Raw genomic sequence first — 20,900 nt, 5'->3', positions numbered from 1 at the left:
CTGCCCCGGATGCAGTTGCAACGCTTCCGACAATGGCATACCCACCCGACACACATCCACCTCACCGCACGCTCTCCGGCGATCGCCCAGGTCAGCGCCCCGCCACGCCGAAGCACGAAATCCGCTCGGCGCGTCGGGATTTGCCCAAATCATGGCATACGAGCAGGTAGCCAAGGCCCTCGCGGTATGCGAACAGTGTTCCGCGACACGGTGACCACGGTCACTACGCACCGACCGGTTCGATAACCGATCGGACCCACCCCGGGCACGCGACCAGCCGCACACTCGCCGTAGCGAGCGTGCGGCTAACCCACACGAAAGCGCGGCGGCACTGCCCCCGGAGCAGAACCTCAGGCGTTGAAGTACTTCGCCTCGGGATGCAGCAGCACGAAGGCGTCGGTGGACTGCTCCGGATGCAGCTGGAGCTCCTCGGACAGGACGACACCGATCCGATCGGCCTCGAGCAGGTCGACCAGTTTGGCACGGTCGTCCAGGTCCGGGCAGGCGCCGTAGCCGAACGAGTAGCGCGCGCCGCGGTAGCCGAGTTTGAAGTATTCCAGGACGTCGCTGGGGTCGTCGTCGGCGACCGCGTGCCCGTCCAGGGTCAGTTCCTCGCGCACCCGGCGGTGCCAGTACTCGGCCAGGGCCTCGGTGAGCTGCACGCCGATGCCGTGCACCTCGAGGTAGTCGCGGTAGTTGTCCGCGGCGAACAACTCGTTGGCGAAGTCGGCGATCGGCTGGCCCATGGTGACCAGCTGGAACGGCAGCACGTCCACCTGACCGGTCTGCTCGGCCCGTTCGCGCGAGCGGATGAAGTCGGCGATGCACAGGAAGCGATCGCGCTGCTGACGCGGGAAGGTGAACCGATAGCGTTCGGGCGCACCGGGATTCGGTTCGGTGAGCACGATCACGTCATCGCCCTCGGACACCGCGGGGAAGTACCCGTAGACGACCGCCGCGTGCTGCAACACGCCCTCGGTGCTGAGCCGATCCAGCCAGGCGCGGAACCGCGGCCTGCCCTCGGTCTCCACCAGCTCCTCGTAGCTCGGCCCCTCGCCGCCGCGCTGGCCGCGCAGCCCCCACTGGCCGAGGAACAGCGCCCGCTCGTCGAGCAGCCCCGAATACTCGTGCAGCGCCAGGCCTTTCACCACCCGGGTGCCCCAGAACGGCGGCGTCGGCACCGGCACGTCCGCGGCGACATCGGAGCGGGCGGGCACCTCGATCGGCACCTCGGCCGCCTTGCGCTCCTCGGCGATCCGCTTGGACCGCTCGTGCCGCGCCTTGCGCTGGGCCGCCTTCTCCCGCTCGGCGATCGCCTCCGGGCTGTCCGGGTCGATGCCGCCGCCGCGCTTGCGGGTCATGATGTCGTCCATCAACCGCAGACCCTCGAACGCGTCGCGGGCGTAGTGCACGTCGCCCTCGTACACCTCGGTCAGGTCGTTCTCGACGTAACCGCGGGTCAGCGCCGCGCCACCGAGCAGCACCGGGAACTGCTCGGCCACGCCCTTGGTGTTGAGCTCCTGGAGGTTTTCCTTCATGATCACGGTCGACTTCACCAGCAGCCCGGACATGCCGATGACGTCGGCCTTCTTGTCCACGGCGGCGTCGAGAATGGTCGCGATCGGCTGCTTGATGCCGAGGTTGACCACCTCGTAGCCGTTGTTGGACAGGATGATGTCGACCAGGTTCTTGCCGATGTCGTGCACGTCGCCCTTGACCGTGGCCAGCACGATGCGGCCCTTGCCGCTGTCGTCGGTGGCCTCCATGTGCGGCTCCAGGTAGGCGACCGCGGCCTTCATCACCTCGGCCGACTGGAGCACGAACGGCAGCTGCATCTGGCCGGAGCCGAACAGCTCACCGACCGTCTTCATGCCGGACAGCAGCGTCTCGTTGATGATCTGCAACGGCGGCACCTGCCGCATCGCCTCGTCGAGGTCGGCCTCCATGCCGTTGCGCTCGCCGTCCACGATCCGCCGGGCCAGCCGCTCGAACAGCGGCAGCGCGGCCAGCTCCTCGGCCCGCGAGGCCCGCGACGACGACGTCGACACGCCCTCGAACAGGCTCATCAGCTTCTGCAGCGGGTCGTAGTCCTCCCCGCGACGGTCGTAGACCAGATCCAGCGCGGTCTCGCGCTGTTCCTCCGGGATCCGGGCCATCGGCAGGATCTTCGACGCGTGCACGATCGCGGAATCCAGTCCGGCCTGGACACATTCGTGCATGAACACCGAGTTCAGCACCTGCCGGGCCGCCGGATTCAGGCCGAAGGAGATGTTCGACAGGCCCAGCGTGGTCTGCACGTCCGGGTGCTTGCGCTTCAGCAACCGGATGGCTTCGATGGTCTCGATGCCGTCCTTGCGCGACTCCTCCTGGCCGGTGCCGAGGGTGAAGGTCAGCGTGTCGATGATGATGTCGCTTTCCCGCACCCCCCAGTTGCCGGTGATGTCCGCGATGAGCCGTTCGGCGATGGCCACCTTCTTCGCGGCGGTGCGCGCCTGGCCCTCCTCGTCGATGGTCAGCGCGACCACCGCGGCGCCGTGCTCGGCGACCAGCCGCATGGTCTGCTGGAACCGCGATTCCGGGCCGTCGCCGTCCTCGTAGTTCACCGAGTTCACCGCGCACCGGCCGCCGAGATGCTCCAAACCGGCCTTCAGTACCGGAGTTTCGGTGGAGTCGAGCATGATCGGCAGCGTCGAGGAGGTGGCCAGCCGCGAGGCCAGCGCCTCCATGTCCTTGGCGCCGTCACGACCGACGTAGTCGACGCACAGGTCGAGCATGTGCGCGCCGTCGCGGGTCTGGTCCTTGGCGATGTCGAGGCACTTCTGCCAGTCCTCGGCCAGCATCGCGTCGCGGAAAGCCTTGGAGCCGTTGGCATTCGTCCGCTCGCCGATCATCATGACCGACGCTTCCTGCTCGAACGGCACCGCGGTGTACATACTGGACACCGCGGGCTCGTGCACCGGGCTGCGCCGGTCGTCGAGCGGCGGCAGCTTCGGCTCGAGCTCGCGCACCGCCTCGGTGACCTGCCGGATGTGCTCGGGCGTGGTGCCGCAGCAGCCGCCGACCAGCGCGAGGCCGAACTCGGAGACGAAGCCGCTCAGCGCGACCGCCAGTTCCTCCGGGGTGAGCGGATATTCGGCGCCGTGCTTGCCGAGCACCGGGAGCCCGGCGTTCGGCATCACCGACACCGGCACCTGCGCGTGCCTGGACAGATGCCGCAGGTGCTCGCTCATCTCGGCCGGGCCGGTCGCGCAGTTGAGGCCGATCATGTCGATGCCGAGCGGCTCCAGCGCGGTGAGCGCCGCGCCGATCTCGCTGCCGACCAGCATGGTTCCGGTGGTCTCCACGGTGACGTGGGTGATGATCGGAATGCGCCGGCCGAGCAGGCGCATGGCCTCCCGGCTGCCGTTCACCGCGGCCTTGACCTGGAGCAGGTCCTGGCAGGTCTCGATGAGGATCGCGTCGGCGCCGCCCTCGAGCATGCCCAGCGCGGATTCGGTGTAGGCGTCGCGCAGCGCGGTATACGGAGCGTGGCCGAGGGTGGGCAGCTTCGTGCCGGGGCCCATCGAGCCGAGCACATAGCGCGGGGTACCGTCGGCGGACGGGCCCATTTCGTCGGCCACCTCGCGGGCCAGCCGGGTGCCCCGCTCGGACAGGTCGCGGATGCGATCGGCGATGTCGTAGTCGGCCAGGTTCGGCAGGTTGCAGCCGAACGTGTTGGTCTCGACCGCGTCGGCGCCTGCCTCGAAGTACGCGCGGTGAATGGTGCGCAGTACGTCGGGGCGGGTGTCGTTGAGGATCTCGTTGCAGCCTTCCAACCCGATGAAGTCATCGAGGGTCAGATCGGCCGCCTGCAACATGGTGCCCATCGCACCGTCGCCGATCACGACACGGCGGCGCATCGTGTCGAGGAGCGTGGTGTCGAACGCGGCGGGGATGGACGCAGACATGAGATCAAGCGTAATGGTCGGGTGCGACAGTGCAGCTCGCCGAGTCGAGTGGGCAGCGACACACCTGGCCGCCGCCGCTGCCGAACACGCCGGGGCCGTGCCGATGGCGCCCGGCCGCAGGGCCTGCGTGGTTGCGCCCCGCCGTCGCCTCCGGACCTGACACGGCCGAGCGGGCCACGGCATACGACACGCCAGTTCCCCGCACACATTAGGCTGACCGAGTGAACCCCAGTGAAACTCCCGATCCGGAACTGCCGACATTGCGGGAACCGGTGCTGGTCGCGGCCTTCGAAGGCTGGAACGACGCGGGCGACGCGGCAAGCGGCGCCGTTGAGCATCTGGAATTGATCTGGGACGCCGAGCCGCTAGCCGAACTCGATTCCGAGGACTACTACGACTATCAGGTCAACCGGCCGACCGTTCGGCAGGTAGACGGCGTGACCAGGGAAATCCAGTGGCCTTCGACCATGCTGTCGGTCTGCTCGCCCCCGGGCAGCGATCGCGACGTCGTGCTGCTGCGCGGCATCGAGCCCAACATGCGCTGGCGCAGCTTCTGCGAGGACCTGCTGGAGTTCATCGAACAGCTCGGCGTGCAGACCGTGGTCATCCTCGGCGCGCTGCTCGCCGACACCCCGCACACCCGTCCCGTTCCGGTCACCGGCTCCGCGTACAGCAAGGAGGCGGCCGAGCGCTTCAATCTGGAGCAGACCCGCTACGAGGGACCGACCGGCATCACCGGCGTGCTGCAAGACCAGTGCGTCAAGGCCGGTGTCCCGGCGGTGTCGTTCTGGGCCGCCGTACCGCACTATGTCTCGCAGCCGCCGAACCCGAAGGCCACCATCGCGTTGCTGCACCGGGTCGAGGACGTGCTCGATATCGAGGTGCCGCTCGGCGAGTTGCCCGCGCAGTCCGAGGAGTGGGAGACCGCGGTCAACGAGATGACCGCGGGCGACGACGAGGTGAGCGAGTACGTGCGCTCGCTGGAGGAGCGCGGCGACGCGGCGGTCGATGTGAACGAGGCGATGGCCAAGATCGACGGCGACGCCATCGCGGCCGAGTTCGAGAAGTACCTGCGCAGGCGCGGTCCGGGCAGCTTCGGCCTCTGAACCGCCTGAGCGCCAACCACTCTGATTCGCCGTGTGCCGGATGGTTGCGGCATGCGTCGGACACCGCCGCGGCGATCGCCGCGCCGATCGCCGCACGGGTAGCCGTCAGGTTGCTGCACTACCGCTGAGAAATCCGGCAAATATGCTGCTACGCAACGGGATTCCGGGGCGATGCGCGACGGCGGACGAAGCTGCGCCGCTCCCGCCGATGGGCACGTGGGTGTTCGCCATCGGCTGACGGCCGCCGAGGGGCGGCGGCGGTGGGCAGCTGCCTGTGCGCGTTGTCCGGTTGGCTTGGGCGCCCGGCTGTTTCGATTCGCCGGACCCGAAGCGAGTGGTCATGGCCGGGGCGCCTGCCCGCGTGCCACGGCTGCGGCGGTCCAGGGCCGACAGCTCGCTGTTCGGTTATCTCCTGCGCTGGCAGGGGGTTCCGTGGTGGGGCAACACCATGTTGCGGCGTTGCTCGCCTCGCTGCCGGCCCGGTGGCCGCGACGAGGGTGCGCACGGAGATGTGACGGCTGCGGGAACGCCTCGATGCCGGGTGGTGACCGATAACCGGGCTCGGCGCCGTCCTGGCGCTCAGGTTTCGATGGTCCAGACCTGGGCCGCCGCTTCGCGGGCCAGTTTCGCTAGCAGAATATCCCGCGGGATCGTCTGGCCGGCAAGGTGATCGAGCGACGGCACCACGACGTGATGGGCGTCTGCCCGCTTGAGTTCCTGGGTCAGCTCGACGAATGCCGCGCCGTCACCGGAAGTCGATTCATGGAACGTTGCGGCGAAGCAGAGCCCTTCTTCGCGGGCGAGGGTGCTCATCGCATCCTCTAGCTCTGCACAGTGGCCATCGGCCAAATCGTCACGCAAGTATCCATAGATCAACGCTTCCACCCGAACCTCCGTTGGATTGGGTACCGCTGTCCTTATGTGGATCTCCCCATTGTGGGGTACTGCGCCCTGCAAGGACAGATGCAATTGCATCTGATCGAGACGAGATGTGTCCGGCTAACTTTCCGCTCTCATGTCCAGCATGTACAACGCCAACTTGCGAATGTAGATGTCAACCCACTGACATCTATATGCCCTATCTCGGCCACCGGGCGTTAACTGGTGCGATACTACTGACGTGGCCGCTGGAGACGATCGACCCGTCTGGGCTGTCCGGATGCGCTCCGAACGCGATGCGCGGGGGTGGTCACAAGCCGATGCCGTCCGCGTGATGCGCGCCAAGTCATCCCACAACCTGCCGACAGACAGTACACTGCTGCGTAACTGGCGCCGCTGGGAATCGGGCGAGTCGCGGCCGGATGATTTTTACGCCCCGATCATTTCCGCCGCCTTCGACACGGTCACGGCGGCGTTCTTCCCCAAGGCCAGGCCGAATCGGGACGACGAGGTGCTCTCGGCAACCGGCATGGACACGCTGGAATTCATCGGGCGACTGCGCATGTCGGACGTCTCCCCCGCCACCCTGGACGCCATCCGGATCACCGCGGAACGCCTGTGCTGCGAGTACTCCTACGCCGATCCGCACGAGCTGCACGCCGAGGGCACCGGATGGTTGCGGCGAATTACCTCACTACTGGACGGCCGACTGACTTTGGCCCAGCACCGCGACATCCTGGTGCTCGCGGGATGGGTTGCGCTGCTGGTGGGTTGCGTGGACTACGACCTCGGCCGGCGCACCGCCGCGGAGGCGACCCGGCGCGCCGCGCTGTCCCTCGGCCAGGAGGCGGACAACGCCGAAATCACCGGCTGGAGTGCGGAAATGGCCGCTTGGTTCGCGCTCACCCAGGGTAACTACCGGGGTGCGATCGACGCGGTCGACCAGGCGCTGGAGACCAGCCAGAACCTCGGCGTCGGTGTGCAACTCGCCGCGCAGCGGGCCAAAGCCTGGGCGCGCCTTGGCGACCGGCAACAGGTCGAAACCGCCCTCGACGAGGGCCGGGCAATTTTGCAGCGACTGGACCATCCGATCAACCTGGACAACCATTTCGTGGTCGATCCGCAGAAGTTCGACTTCTACGCGATGGACTGCTGCCGCGTCGCGGGCGAGGATCGGCTCGCCGAGACCTACGCGAACGCGGTCATCCGCAACTCGACCAGGGCGGACGGTACGGTGCGCAATCCGATGCGGGTGTCCGAGGCGCATCTGACCCTCGCGGTGGTCGCGGTGCGCAACCGCGATCTGGAGCTCGCGGTCGACGAGGGCCTGCGCGCGTTCGCGGGCAAGCGCCGTTCGCTGCCCTCGCTGATGTGGATCGCCGGCGAGACCGCGCGCGAGATCATCGCCCGCTACCCCGGCGATCCACGCACCCGGGCGTACCTCGACCAGCTGCGTTCGCTCTCCAGCGAGTGACCGGTACCGGTCCGGCACAGCCGGATTCATCGGCGAACATCCGGCAAACAGGACACGCGCGCGCCGAACCGGGTATGTACGCGTCATCGGCGACCGGCCCGCTACTACCCTGTTCCCGGTGACCGACTCCGTCGACGCCGCCGCGAGCGCCTCCGTCCTGTGGGACGACCGGCTGCGGCTGTTCTCCTTCGCCACCGCCGAGCGCCGCGCCGACTACCTGTGGGTGCTGCGCGCCTTCGACAGCGCGCGGGCCGCCTATGTGGTGCTGCTGCACGCCGACGACGTGGCGGAGTGGATCGAGCGCAACGGGCAGAGCCTGCGGACCCCGGAACTGCCCGATTCCAGCGAGCCGGTACCCGCGCCTGACGTTGAGGCCCAGCAACATACAGAGGACAAGCAGACCAGTCAGTCTGTAGACAAATCTGCGGTCGACGACGGTCCCGCGAGCGCTCAGGCCTGGTCCAGCGAGCGTGGCGCCCGCCCGAACGCGCCGAGGCTCACCGCCGCCGAAATCGGACCGCTCCTCGATCAACTGCACCAATGGGGCGTGCTGGAACGCAGTTACGACGGAACGCGCGCGGCCACCTTGGCCGAATATCGCAACCGGCACTTCGTCTACCAGTTCTCCCAGGCCGGGTTCCAGGCCTACCGCGCGGTCGCGGGCGTGCTCAACGCGCGGCTGGACGAGGCCTCGCTGTCGCGGCTGGTGCTGCCGGAGTTGCTGGCCGATCTGCACACCCTCGCCGCGGCCAATCGCGAGGGCGACGCCGAGCGGGTCTATCGCACGCTGCGCCGCCTCGACGCGGCACTCACCGACATGGCGGCGCGCGCCGCGCACTTCTACCTATCCCTCGGCGATCTGGTGCGGACCACCGAGATCACCCCCGAATCGTTCCTGGCGCACAAGGACGCGCTGCTCGCGCACATGCGCGAGTTCAGCCTCGACCTGGCCCGGTTCGTGCCGCGGCTGGCCGGCGCGATCGCCGAGATCGAGGAGACCGGCGTCGACGAGCTGATCGAACGCGCCGCCGGGTGCGACGAGCGGGTGCTGCTGAGTGTCGCCGAGCGGCAGGCGGATTGGCACGCGCGCTGGGACGGGCTGCGCACCTGGTTCGTCGCGTCCGGCACCGGCGAGCACGCCGGAACCACCGAGGCGGAACGCCTGCGCGAGGCGACCATGAGCGCCATCGCCGCCGTGCTCTCGCTGCTGCGCCGGGTCACCGAGACCCGGCGCGGCGGGGTGAGCCGGGAGTCGGCGCTGCGGCATCTGGCCGGCTGGTTCACCGCCGCGCCCACCGTGGACAGCGCGCACGCGCTCTACGACGCGGTGTTCGGCCTCGGCCGGCCGCGCCACCTGGCGATGGAACATCCGGACGCGGACCTGATCCCGGCGCAGCGATCCTGGTGGGAGGCACCGCCGTTGGAGATCTCGCGCACCCTGGCCGAGACCGGGCGCCCGCCCTCGGCCGGCGCGCCCGCCCGCATCCATCGCAACGACGCGAGCATTCGCCGATTGCGCGAGGTGCAGCTGGACGCGCAACGGGCCAGGGCCGACGCGGCCAAGTCGCTGGCCGCCGCCGACGTGCACGATCGGGTGCTCGACGAACGGGAGACCGAGGTGCTGCTGCGGCTGCTCGACGCCGCGTCCACCGCGTGGGTGCCGGTGAGCGGGCGGGTCGCCGGGACCACCGGTTCCGACAGCGGCGTCACCCTGACCGTGTCCGAGCACGACGGGTCCACCGTCGTGCAGACCGCGCACGGGTTGCTGCACCTGAACAACCGGAGGCTGGAGGTGCGCCAGACCACCAGGACCCGGCCACGCGGCACCGGGGGGCGCGCATGATGCACGGACGCAAGATCGATTCCCTTGCGCTGGACAACTATCAGCGCGCCGCGCGGGTCATCCTCGCCAATCACCTGGTGACCAGGACCTATCCCGATCGGATCGCGCTGCCGCTGATCCGGCGCTGGGCCACCGAGCTGCGCGAGGACCTGGCCGAGCTGTTCGGCTACCGCCTCGAGGTCACCGAGACCACCGCGCGCGTGTTCCCCGTCATCGACCGGCTGGACGCGGGCAAGCCCGCGCGCACGCCCGCCGACCGGCTCTTCGATCGCCGCCGCTACGCCTATCTCGCGCTGTCCATCGCCGCGCTCGGCCGGGCCGGTGACCAGATCACGCTGTCGGAGTTGGCCGATCAGGTCGCCGCCTACGCGGGCCGGGTCGAGGGGTTGGAGCTGTCCACCGACCGCGCGGCGGACCGCGACGCCTTCGTCGACGCGGTCGGCTGGCTGACCCACCGCGGCGCGCTCACCCTGGCCGACGGCGACGCGGGCGGCTGGGCCAGCGACCCCGAGGCCGGCGAGGCGCTCTACGACATCGACCGGCCGGTCGTGTTCGCGCTGTTCCGGCCGCCGCGCGCGCTGCAACACCTGCACAGCGTGCGCGGGCTGCTCACCGAAGAGGCCGCGGGCGCAAGCGGTTCCACGCACGCGCCGACCGCGGCGGAGCTGGCCCGCCGGGTGCGGCGGACGCTGGTCGAGCGGCCGGTGGTGTATCTCGACGACCTCACGCCGGCGGAACGACCGGTGCTCGGCCAGGATCGAATCGTCGCCGATGTCGAGATGTTCACCGGCCTGAAGGCCGAACGACGGGCCGAGGGGGTCGCGCTGATCGACACCTCCGGCCGGCTGTCCGACATTCGCTTCCCGAGCACCGGAACCTTGGCACAGGTGGGGTTGCTGCTGGCCGGTGAGATCGCCGACCGGGTGCTCGATATCGACAATCCGCTCGAGCGGCGCACCGGTGCGCCGGACCCGGGCGAGGCGCTCGCGGCACAGCTGGACGGCGCGATCCCGGAGTCGACGGTCTTCGCGCCGCTGGCCGAGCTGCGCGCGCTCGACGACCTTGGCACCCAACCGGATTCGACGTTCGACGTGCAGACCGAGGAACCGGTCGAGCTGGCCTGCCCACTGATCGAATCGGCCTGGGTGCGCGAGACCGTGCAGGCGCTCGCCGATCGATACGGCGCGACCTTCGCCGCCCAGTGGCAGGCCGATGTGCCCGGCCTGACCACCGAGGTGGTGGCCTTGCTGGAGCGGCTGCGGCTGGTGCAGGCGGTGGACGACGGGCTGCTGGTCCTGCCCGCGCTCGCCCGCTATCGCGGCGCCGTGGTCACGGTCCGCACCAAGCGGACCGAGGAACTGTTCGTCACCGCGGCCGACACCTACGGATCCGACGGCACTGGCACGGAAGGGAACTGAGGCGATGTCGCTCATTCACGGCGGAGTGCGGTTCATCCCGACCCGCGCCGGGATCGTCAACCTGTGGGACTACCGCGACCAGGAATTCTGCTTCGCCGACGGCAGATTGGTGCTGCGCGGCCCCAACGGGTCCGGCAAGACCAAGGCCCTGGAGGTGCTGTTCCCGTTCGTGCTGGACGGGCGGATCGAGCCGCGCAGGCTCAACCCGTTCGCCGGCGAAGAGCGCACGATGAAGTCGAACCTGTTGTACCGCAAGCAGGAATCGGCCTACTCCTATGTCTGGATGGAATTCGCCCGCGGCGACTGGGACGACGCCGAGGCGGTGACCGTCGGCATCGGCATGCGCGCCACCCGATCCTCGGACAAGGTGACGCGCTGGTACTTCGTCGCCGACGGGCGGGTCGGCATCGACTTCTCCCTGATCGGGCCCGACGACCGGCCGTTCACCCGCAAGCAGCTGGCCGAGCAGATCGGCACCGACGCGATCGTCGATCGCCCGGTCGAATACCGCAACGCCATCGACGCCAGGATGTTCGGGCTCGGCACCCAGCGCTACGACCAGCTGATCAACCTGATCCTCACGCTGCGCCGCCCGCAGCTGGCGAAGAACCTGGACCCGCGCGGGCTTTCCCAGGCGCTCACCGACGGCCTGCGGCCGCTGGACGAGCAGCTGATCCTCGACGCGGCGCGCTCGTTCAGCGATATGGAGGAGGTCGGCCGCACCCTCGAGGGCCTGGTGCACGCCGACAGCGCCACCAGGGCGTTCGTCGACGTCTACCGGAAATACCTTGCGGTACAGGCCAAGACGGACGTCGACCAGCTGCGCACCCGGCTCGACGCGGTCACCCACGCGAGCACCGCGCTGTTCGCCGCGACCGCGCTGCGCGAGCGCCGCGAGGGCGAGCGGGCCGCCGCCGAGGCCCGTGCCGAGGACGCCGACCGCGCCTACGAGCAGGCCCTCGGCGACCGGGAGAACATCCAGCGCTCCAGCGCCTACGAGGGCAAACAGCAGCTCGACGACCTGGCCGACGCGGTCCGCCGCCTGGAGACCTCGGCGGGGGTGCACGGCGACAAGGCGCTGAAGGCGCGGCAGACGCTCGACCAGCGGGCCCAGGAGGCCGAACGCGCACGCGCCGCGGTCCGCACGGCCGCTGCGGCGCTGGCCCGGGGCGAGGACGAATTGCGCTGCGCCGCAGAGGAAGCCGGGATCGACTGGACCGCGCTGTCGGAGCACGCGCGCGCCGAACAGCTCACCGCGACGGTGCGCGCGCACGCCGAGGAGCGCGACGCCGACGTACGCGCGGTCCGGCAGGCCATGGGCGTCATGGAAACCGCGGCCGCCGAACGCACCAGGGCCGAACGGCTCGCCGAACGCGCACGGGAGCTCAGCGAGGCGGCGGCCGCCGAGGTCGCGCACGCCGAGGCCGCGGTCGTGCTGGCCCGCACCGAGGCGAGCAGCGCGCTGCGCGGCTGGTGGGAGGAGCATCGGGAGGTCTACGCCCCGCTCGGCAACGGACTGTTCGAGGACCTGGATACCGCGCTCGCCCAGGCGGGTTCGGAAGCGGCGACGGTCGCCGAGGTGCTGGCCGAGCGCACCGAGTCGTTGATCGACGAGATCCGCAACGACCGTCAGGCGGCGCGCGCTCGCGCGGCGACCACGGGCGAGCAGATCGCGGAGCTGACCGCCGAACGCGACCGGGTCGCCGCGCAAAGCGACGACGCGCCACCGGCTTTCGCCGCTCGAGCGCGCGCCGCCGGCGACCGGCCTGGCGCCCCGCTGTGGCGGCTGGTTCGTTTCGCCGACGACGTCGAGCCAGGGACGGCCGCCGGAATCGAGGCCGCGCTGCACGCCGCCGATCTGCTCGACGGCTGGATCTGCGCCGAGCCACCCGCGAAGTACGACTCGGATCAGTTCCTGGTGCCGCTCCCGGAGAAAGACCGGCCGAAGGGGCGCACCCTCGCCGATGTGCTTGTCGTCGAGGAGGATTCGGCCGAGCTGACGGTGCCCCGGCAGGCCGTCGCCGACGTGCTCGCCTCCATCGCCCTGCACGCGGGCAAGGGCGATCCGTCCGGCGGTCTCGCGGTCAGCGCCGCGGGTGGTTTCCGGCAGGGCGTGCAGGTCGGCAGGCACCACAAGGCCGATGCCGAGTTCATCGGCGCCACCGCCAGGGCGCGCCGCCGCGAGCACCGGCTGACCGAACTCGCGGCCGCGCTGGAGGCGGCGAACGAGGCGCAGCGCGGCGCCCTGGATCAGGAGGCCGACGCCACCGCCGAGCTGGCGCGAATCTCGGCCGCCGCCAAGGCACTGCCGCGCGCCAACGCGGTCACCGCCGCGTTGCGCGCGGTCTCCGAGACCGCGGGCATGATGCGCTCCCGTGCCGAGGCCGCCGCCCAGGCCGAGCGCGATCTCGATCAAGCCGTGGCCGACACCACCGCGGTCGAGAAGAAGCTGCGCGCCGCCGCGGCCAAGCACCGGACCCCGCGTGAGCCACGCGAACTCGACGCCTTGGCCGCCGCCATCCGCCATTTCGAGAACACCGGCACCGGCCTGCTGCGGCTGCGCACCGAACACGAGCGGGAGCGCGAACGCGAACGCGAGGGCTCCGACCGCCACGACGAGGCCAAGGACCTGGCCGAGGCGTTCGCCGAGGAGGCCGAGGCGGCCAAGTCCGGCTACCAGGAGCAGCTGCGCAAGCTCGAAACCCTGCGCGAGGCACTGGGTGCGGGCGCCGCCGACATCGACCAGGAACTGGAGAAGGCGCGCGCGAAGATCGAGGCGACCAAGGCCGAGCAGAAGGCCGCGCGCAAGGCCGCCAACGAGGCCATCGAGGCGATCGGCGACGCCGAGGCGGCCTACCGGACCGCGCACGAATCACTGGGCACCGCACTGACCGAAGTGCTCGCCGACGTGAAAGCCCTTGCCCCGTATGCCCGCCCGGACCTGCTCCGGTTGCTCGGCGCGGCGTCCGAGGGTCGCTGGCCGAGCAGCGAGGCCGCCTGGTCCACGCCGGAGCAGTTGCTCTACCGGATTTCCCAGGCCGGTCCGGCGGCCGAGCCGCAGGTGCTGCCGGACGAGGTCGCCGAACTCTTCGAAAGCCTTACCGCCGCAACCTCTTCGGTGCGGGCGAGCGAGGCGACGCGCAAGTCCACGCGCAGCGCGGTGACGGCGGCGCTGCAGGAGTTCGACGCCGCGCTGTCCGGATCCGGTCGCGACTACCGGCTGCAGTGGGACGCCGCCGACGGGCTGACCGTGGTGCAGGTGCAGGACGACGACGGCATGTCCGCGCTGGCCGACTTCGCGGCCCGCATCGACAGCGCGCGCAAGGATCAGGAACTGCTGCTCACCGACGCCGAGCGGCGCATCCTGGAGGACGCGCTGCTCACCGGGCTGGCCCAGCAGATCTACGAACGCACCAGCGACGCCCGCGATCTCATCGCCAGGATGGGCGCGGAGATGAAGCAGCGCCGGATGTCCTCGGGCAACACCATCGGCGTGCACTGGGTGCTGGCCGACACGTTGTCCGATCCGGCGCGGGCCATGTGCAAGCTGCTCGACCGCGACGCCTCGGCCCTCGGCGCGGACGAACTCGCTGCCATCCGTGCGCATTTCGCGTCCGAGATCCGCGCGGCCCGGGCCGCGCACCCGGAGCGCTCCTACCCGGAGATCCTGGCCGCCACCCTGGATTACCGCACCTGGCGGGTGTTCTCGTTCACCCTGATCTCCGCGGACGGCAGCGAGGACAAGCTCACCGTGGCCAGGCACAGCGCACTCTCCGGTGGTGAGCAGTCGGTCTCGCTGCACCTGCCGCTGTTCGCCGCCGCGCACGTCATGCTCGACTCGGCCGATCCGCAGGCCCCCCGCCTGCTCGCGCTGGACGAGGCGTTCGCCGGCGTCGACGACAACGGCCGCAGCGAATTGCTCGGCCTCAGCGTGCAATTCGACCTCGACCTGTTCATGACCGGCTACGACCTGTGGATCACCTACGCCCACGTCCCCGGCTGCGCGCACTACGACCTCGCCCACGCCGCCGCCGAGAACACGGTCAGCGCCACCCTTCTGGTCTGGGACAGCGGCGACCTGCTCGCCGAACACGACGGCACCGACCTCACCGCCGCCCTCGGCTCCCCCAACCGCCGCCGAGTCCCCACCACCATCGAGGGCGCCATCGAGCTCACCCCCGTCAGCTGACCCGCACCACTTCTGATTTCCCGCACCTGGAATCGCATGCGATTTTCGGTGCGAAAGATCAGGAGTGGTGCGGGAAGTCAGACCTGGATGCCTAGTGCGCCGGCGGCGGCTCGGGTGAGGCGGTCGGTGACCTGTTCGGCGGACCAGCGCTGGTGCACGCTGAGGTCGTAGACGACGCGTTCGTCGAAGATGGTGATCCACAGCAGGACCGCGAACGTGCGATCGTCGAGCGTCGTCTTGCCCTGCTGGACAAGGGCATCCAGCACGTCGGCGAGGATGTCGTGCATCGCGGTGATCGAGGCGTCGCCCGCGGCGAGCCGTTCGATGAAACCCTTGTGGCTGCGGATGTGCCGGACCGCGGGTCCCCACTGCCGCGCCTGAGCCACCCAGGTGCGGCAGAACCGGTGGAACCGCTCGACCGCGTCGGCGGTCGGCTCGAGCGCGGTGAACGCTTCCAGCAACTGCTCGATCGCCCGGCGGTGGAACGCCTGCATCGCGTCCTGCGGCGTCGGAAAGTGCCGGTACGCGGTGGCCACCCCGACACCGGCCGCGCCGGCCAGCTCGGGGATCGAGAAGCCGATCCGGCCCTCGGCCAGCAGGCTGCCGACGGCGTCGACCAGCACGGTCCGGCTGCGCTGGGCATCGCTGCGGGTGTTCACCGTTGGCACTCCTCCATCCTGCCCGCCGGCGGACCGGCGACGCCGTCGATCCGGATCGACACGCTCGAGTAGAGAAGATCTTCTCAGTTCGCTACGCTAGCAATCGAGGAGATCTCCTCACGTGGAGGACGGATGCGCTCAGCTGCTCCCGGCGTGCTGCTCGTGCTGATCATGGCCCAGCCCAACCTGGCGACCGGCATGATGCCGTACTACCGCCATGCCTGGGACCTGGCGCCGCTGCTCATCACCGTCATCTTCGCCGCGTACCTGTTCGCGCTGACCCCGACGCTCTCGTTCATCGGCACGCCGCCGTCGCGCACGGCCTGGTGGTGGCGGATCGGGGTGGGCAGCGCGTGCGGCGTCGGCGCGGACCTCGCGATGAGCCTCGCCGATTCGGCCGGACCCGCGTGCGTCGCGCGGGTGCTGGCCGGGCTGTCGGTCGGACTGGTCACCGGCTCGCTGGCCGGGCTGATCCTGGAGCGGTCCGGCGAAGGGGGCCGGACCGCGATGGCCACCGCGACCGTGCTCGGCTCGGCGCTCGGCACGATCGCGGCGGCCTGGGTCGCCCAGTATCTGCCCGCGCCCGGCGTGACGGTCTATCTCGGGCACGCGGTGCTGCTCGGCGTCGTCGCGGCGGCCGTGCTGCTGGATCGGCGTCCGCGAGGCCAGGTCGCGACCGGCGCGCATCGTCCGGCACTGCCGTCCACCGAGCCGCGAATCGCGGGATACCTCAACGGAATCGCCGCGTGGGTCTCCGCCGGGTTGGTGGTCGCGCTGCTGCCGAGCTACGGTGCGGAGTTGCTGGCGACGACCAGCCTGCCGCTGCTGGCGCTGCCGGTCACGCTGTACCTGGTGAGCGCGTGGATCGTGCAGCGCGCCGTGCCGCCCGGCCGGTTGCCCGCCGAACCGCTCATCGGTCAGCTGACCATCATCGCCGGCGTCGCCCTGGCCGCGACCGTGGCGGCCGCCCCGAGCCTCGCGGTGCTGCTCACCGGCGCGGTGGTCGCGGGCTGCGGGCAGGGCGTCGCCTATCGCACCGGGTTGCGCATCGTCAGCGCCGCGACCCCGCCCGACCAGCACGCACGGGTGGCCTCGCGCTACGCCGCCGTCGCCTACCTCTGCGCCGCCGTGGCCACCCTCGGCTTCGGCGCCGTCGCCACCCTCGGCACCATGCAGGACGCCGTCGTCGCGGCCGCGCTGGTCCTGCTCGTCGTCGCGGCGGCCACCGTTCTCGTCCGGAAACGTGCAGTGCCGCACGCCGATACGTCCGCAACCACCGAAACGACCACCACCACCGCATAACTCGAATACGTCGGCCTATTTGCGCAGCGCACCGCTGCGCATTTCGGCGTTGCCCTTCGATTCGATCACCAATCGAATTCCCGCACACCGCGAAACAGACACGTTACCTGAGTTCATCAAAACACAAACGGCCGCTGATTTACTGAATTGCATTCCAGCGAGAAGCACTGGCGTCATTGATATTTCGAACAGCGAACGGGACCGACATGGCCGCACCGACCCAACCGATCGCCGCAGCGCGCGGCGCCGACCCGACCCCCGCCCTCAAACGCACCCTCGGCCGGTTCGACCTGGTCGCGATGGGCGTCGGCACCATCGTCGGCGCGGGCATCTTCGTCACCACCGGCGTAGCCGCAGCGACCAAGGCGGGTCCGGCGATCGTGCTGTCGTTCGTGCTGGCCGGGGCGATCTGCGTGCTGGTCGCGCTGTGCTACAGCGAACTCGCCTCGATGACACCGCTATCCGGAAGCGCCTACACCTACACCAGGGCGACGCTCGGCGAATCGCCCGCGTTCCTGGTCGGCTGGAATCTGCTGCTGGAATACGCGGTGGCCGCCGCCGCGGTCGCGATCGGCTGGTCCGGACTGTTCACCGCCATGTTGAATTCCCTTTTCGGAGTATCCCTTCCGCATGAAATAACCGCAGGCCCCGCCGATGGTGGAATCATCAACCTGCCCGCCCTGCTCATCACCGGCGCGATAATTGCCGTCCTCATATTCGACGTGAAACTCACCGCGGCCGTGGTGAAAACATTGGTGGCGGTGACAATCGCCGTCCTGATACTCGTGATCGCCATCGGCACACCGCATCTCGACACCGCGAATTGGACGCCGTTCCTGCCGTTCGGCGTGCACGGCATAGCGGCGGGCGCGGCGCTCGCGTTCTTCGCCTACCTCGGTTTCGATATCGTCGCCACCTCCGCCGAGGAGACCCGCGACCCGGCGCGCGATCTGCCCTGGGGCATCATCGGTTCGGTCGTCATCGCCACCGGTCTGTATGTGGCCGTCAGCGCGGTGCTCACCGGCGTCGCGCCCTATCCCGGCTTGAACAACGCGGCCCCGGTCGCCACCGCGCTCAGCGCGATCGGCGCGGGCTGGATCGGCAAGGTCATCCTGGTCGCCTCGGTCATCGCGCTGACCAAGGGGCTGCTGATGCTCTGCTACGGGCAGACCCGGCTGATCTTCGCGATGAGCCGCGACGGACTGCTGCCGCGCGCGCTGTGTCACACCGGCCGCCGCGGCACCCCGGTGCGGTTGAGCCTGCTGCTCGGCGCGGGCATCGCCCTGGTCGCGGCGCTGCTGCCGATCGGGACCGTCGCCGAGCTGGTCAACATCGGCGCGCTGTTCGCCTTCCTCGTCGTCGCGCTCGGCGTGCTGTTGCTGCGCCGCAGCGCACCGGAGCGGCCCCGGCCGTTCCGGACGCCGTTCATGCCCGCGGTGCCGCTCGCCGCGATCGCGGGATGCGTCTGGCTGGCAACGACTTTCGAGGGCCTCACCTGGTTGCGCTTCGCCGTGTGGAGCGCGGCGGGGGCGGCCGTCTACTTCGGCTACGGCCGCCGTCATTCCCTTGTCGCGACGCAGGAAGGAACCGCATGACCGCCCAGCTCGACAGCATGTACCCGACCACGGTCGACTTCGGCACCCTCGACGAGATCCATCGGGCCGCGGGCGCCGCACTGCCCGCGGACGTGTTCGACTTCGTGGAGGGCGGTGCGGGACGGGAGATCACGTTGCGCGCCAATCGGGACGCGTTCGACCGCTGGCGAATCCTGCCGACCCCGATGAGCGGCGTGGCGAATCCGTCCACCCGGACCTCGCTGCTCGGCATGACCCTCGAAACCCCGATCCTCACCGCACCGTTCGGCGGTGACGCGATGTTCCACCTCGACGGCCATCTGGCGGTGGCGCGGGCGGTGCAGCGGCACGGGACGGTGACAATCGTGCCGGAGGCGGGCAGCTACTCCTACGAACAGATCCGCGCGGTCGCACCCGACGCGGCCCGGATCGCGCAGTTGCATCCGTTCGCGCACGCGCCTGCGGTCGCCGAACGGATCCAGCGCGCAGGCTATTCCGCGCTGTGCGTGACCGTCGACTGCCCCATCGGCGGCTTCCGCACGCGGAACATGGCCAATCGGTTCGCGCCGGACATGCGCCGGTTCGGCGGCAACCTCACCGGCACCGACGGCGCGCCCGGCGTCGCGGAGGTGTTCGGGCAGTTGCTCAAACACGGTGCCGCCGCCTGGAACTGGGCGGATCTGCGCGCGGCCGCCGCGCGGTTCCGGCTGCCGTGGATCGCCAAGGGGGTACTCACCCCAGACGCGGCGGAAAGGTCGCTCGCCGCGGGGGCTTCCGCGATCGTGGTGTCCAACCATGGCGGCCGCCAGCTCGATCCGGCACCCGCCAGCCTGGACATGCTGCCGCGCATCCGGGCGGCGGTCGGTCCCGAGCTGCCGATCCTGTTCGACAGCGGAATCCGCACCGGCAGCGACGTTTTCCTCGCACTCGCCCTCGGGGCCAGCGCGGTGGTGATCGGCCGGGCCGCGATCTACGGGCTGGCCGCCGCGGGTGAGGCCGGCGTCGGCCGGGTCCTGGAGCTGCTCACCGACGAACTGCGGACGCTGATGACCCTGTCCGGCGCCGCCACCATCGACCGAATCGACGCCACCCGACTGATCGGAGCGCAGTCATGACCGCCTTCCCGTCGGCTCGCCGCGGCTCCGGCCTGGTGTTCACCTCCGGGCTCGCCGCGATCGACCCGGACACGCTGACCCCGATCTCGGACAGCTTCACCGAACAGCTCGAATCCGTGCTCGACCAGCTGGACAAGGCGCTCACCGAGGCGGGCAGTTCACGCGGGCAGACGCTGAAGCTGGACTGCTATCTCGCCGACCGCCGCTGGTTCCCGGCGTGGAACGCCGCGTTCGCGGAGTTCTTCGGCGCCACCGCGCCGGCCCGCACCACCACCGTCACCACCCTGCCCATCGAGGGGCTGCTCATCGAAATCCAGGTAATCGCGCTCGCCGATTAGCCCGCACATCAGGAGGATCCGCCATGACCGCCGCAACCACCACCGTCGCACTGTTCAATCATCCATCGCCCGCCGGACTCACCATCCGCGACGTCATCGAGGGCCAGACCGCCGCACAGCTGGTGGTGGCCGCCGACGATTGGGGTTGGTGGACAACGCTGTTGAGCGGCGACCCGATCGCGCCGACCAGCGGCATCCAGCAGACCGTCACCGAGGGGTTGATCCGGGCCGGGTTCCTCACCCGCCGCGGGCACCGGTTCCAGCTGACCCACACCGGTCACGACGTCGCCAAGAACCGCGGCTTCGTCCGCATGGTGACCCGCGGCTGGGAACCCACGTTCCGGCAGCTGGCCGGCCACGCCGACCGCGCGTTCATCCCCGCGGCCACCGACGCGGGTGCGGTGGCGCGCGGCTGTACCGATATCGCGCGCCGTCGTCCGGAGATCCTGCAGGGCATCGGCAAGGCCATCGCCGCAACGGGTCCCGGATGCACGGTCGACCTCGGTTGCGCGGACGCGGGCCGGGTGCGGGCGCTCGCGCAGCTGGCCACGCAGGAGCAGTTCATCGGCGTGGACATCGAGGCGGAGGTGATCGCCGCGGCGTCGGCCGACGTGGTCCGGACCGGCTTCGCCGATCGAATCACGTTGCTGCCCGGCTCGGTTCAGCCCGAAGCCACCGATCCCGCATGGCTCGCGACGATCGACCGGAGCAAGGTCACCACCGCGATGTCGTTCTTCCTGCTGCACCAGCTGGCCAGCGACGGCGGCGGCATCATCGCGGTGCTGAAGGAATGGATGCGCTGGTTTCCGAACCTGCACCGGCTCGTGATCGGCGACGGCTACCTGCTGGAGGCGCCGCAGTGGTCCGGGCAGCCGTGGTTCTCCCCGACCTACGAGATCTACCACACCATCACCGGTGTGCGGCTGTGGACCAAGGAGGAGTACGAGGCGGCGTTCGCGGAGCTCGGCTGGACCATCGCCCGGACCTTCGACGATCACACCATGCTGGTCACCTCGATCCTGGAGCGATCGTGAGCGAGCGCCAGCGAGCGAACCA

The 20,900-nt window shown here is 69.9% G+C and carries 13 protein-coding genes; 10 read left to right on the top strand and 3 right to left on the bottom strand.

Annotated elements, in window-relative coordinates; genetic code table 11:
* Window positions 1–350 precede the first annotated feature (350 nt).
* Window positions 351–3,947, bottom strand: coding sequence for a methionine synthase (gene metH / locus ACFQ9K_RS25015; RefSeq protein ID WP_378720950.1), 3,597 nt, complete (start codon window positions 3,945–3,947; stop codon window positions 351–353).
* Between the two features lie 221 nt (window positions 3,948–4,168).
* Here metH and ACFQ9K_RS25010 point away from each other — a divergent pair, with 221 nt between their 5' ends.
* Complete coding sequence (locus ACFQ9K_RS25010; protein ID WP_378720949.1) at window positions 4,169–5,053, top strand: PAC2 family protein; 885 nt, start codon at window positions 4,169–4,171, stop codon at window positions 5,051–5,053.
* 579 nt (window positions 5,054–5,632) lie between these two features.
* Here ACFQ9K_RS25010 and ACFQ9K_RS25005 read toward each other — a convergent pair.
* Window positions 5,633–5,938 carry a hypothetical protein gene (locus tag ACFQ9K_RS25005; RefSeq protein WP_150404546.1) on the bottom strand — a complete coding sequence of 102 codons (306 nt, stop codon included), beginning with the start codon at window positions 5,936–5,938 and terminating at the stop codon, window positions 5,633–5,635.
* 328 nt (window positions 5,939–6,266) lie between these two features.
* On the opposite strand from ACFQ9K_RS25005, the gene ACFQ9K_RS25000 reads away from it, so the two are divergent.
* The 4 genes from ACFQ9K_RS25000 (at window position 6,267) to ACFQ9K_RS24985 (ending at window position 14,856) form a co-directional block, all read left to right on the top strand.
* On the top strand, window positions 6,267–7,406 hold the full coding sequence (locus ACFQ9K_RS25000) for an XRE family transcriptional regulator (protein ID WP_378720948.1): 1,140 nt from the start codon (window positions 6,267–6,269) through the stop codon (window positions 7,404–7,406).
* Window positions 7,407–7,578: 172 nt separating this feature from the next.
* The gene (locus ACFQ9K_RS24995) at window positions 7,579–9,249 is read left to right on the top strand and encodes a TIGR02677 family protein (RefSeq protein WP_378720982.1); all 1,671 of its coding nucleotides are present in this window, start codon (window positions 7,579–7,581) and stop codon (window positions 9,247–9,249) included.
* Entirely contained in the window at window positions 9,249–10,667 is a 1,419-nt protein-coding gene (locus ACFQ9K_RS24990; RefSeq protein WP_378720980.1) for a TIGR02678 family protein, read from the top strand. The genes ACFQ9K_RS24995 and ACFQ9K_RS24990 overlap by 1 nt, the downstream gene beginning before the upstream one ends.
* Before the next feature lie 4 nt (window positions 10,668–10,671).
* Window positions 10,672–14,856 carry a TIGR02680 family protein gene (locus ACFQ9K_RS24985; RefSeq protein WP_378983672.1) on the top strand — a complete coding sequence of 1,395 codons (4,185 nt, stop codon included), beginning with the start codon at window positions 10,672–10,674 and terminating at the stop codon, window positions 14,854–14,856.
* 77 nt (window positions 14,857–14,933) lie between these two features.
* On the opposite strand, the gene ACFQ9K_RS24980 is transcribed toward ACFQ9K_RS24985, so the two are convergent.
* Complete coding sequence (locus ACFQ9K_RS24980) at window positions 14,934–15,515, bottom strand: TetR/AcrR family transcriptional regulator (RefSeq protein ID WP_378726344.1); 582 nt, start codon at window positions 15,513–15,515, stop codon at window positions 14,934–14,936.
* A 132-nt stretch (window positions 15,516–15,647) separates the two neighbouring features.
* On the opposite strand from ACFQ9K_RS24980, the gene ACFQ9K_RS24975 reads away from it, so the two are divergent.
* The 5 genes from ACFQ9K_RS24975 (at window position 15,648) to ACFQ9K_RS24955 (ending at window position 20,878) form a co-directional block, all read left to right on the top strand.
* Window positions 15,648–16,817, top strand: coding sequence for a hypothetical protein (locus ACFQ9K_RS24975; RefSeq protein ID WP_378726346.1), 1,170 nt, complete (start codon window positions 15,648–15,650; stop codon window positions 16,815–16,817).
* 206 nt (window positions 16,818–17,023) lie between these two features.
* Window positions 17,024–18,412, top strand: a complete 1,389-nt coding sequence (locus ACFQ9K_RS24970; protein ID WP_378726348.1) for an amino acid permease — start codon at window positions 17,024–17,026, stop codon at window positions 18,410–18,412.
* Entirely contained in the window at window positions 18,409–19,506 is a 1,098-nt protein-coding gene (locus ACFQ9K_RS24965; RefSeq protein WP_378726350.1) for an alpha-hydroxy acid oxidase, read from the top strand. Before ACFQ9K_RS24970 ends, ACFQ9K_RS24965 begins: the two co-directional genes overlap by 4 nt.
* Window positions 19,503–19,844 carry a RidA family protein gene (locus tag ACFQ9K_RS24960; protein ID WP_378726352.1) on the top strand — a complete coding sequence of 114 codons (342 nt, stop codon included), beginning with the start codon at window positions 19,503–19,505 and terminating at the stop codon, window positions 19,842–19,844. The genes ACFQ9K_RS24965 and ACFQ9K_RS24960 overlap by 4 nt, the downstream gene beginning before the upstream one ends.
* Before the next feature lie 23 nt (window positions 19,845–19,867).
* Window positions 19,868–20,878, top strand: a complete 1,011-nt coding sequence (locus tag ACFQ9K_RS24955; protein ID WP_378726354.1) for a hypothetical protein — start codon at window positions 19,868–19,870, stop codon at window positions 20,876–20,878.
* Window positions 20,879–20,900: the final 22 nt, after the last annotated feature.

The organism is Nocardia sp. NPDC056564, from assembly GCF_042793755.1.
Lineage (GTDB): Bacteria > Actinomycetota > Actinomycetes > Mycobacteriales > Mycobacteriaceae > Nocardia.
Note: the sequence above shows the minus strand (reverse complement) of the source record. Positions and strands in the feature narration are given on the sequence as shown.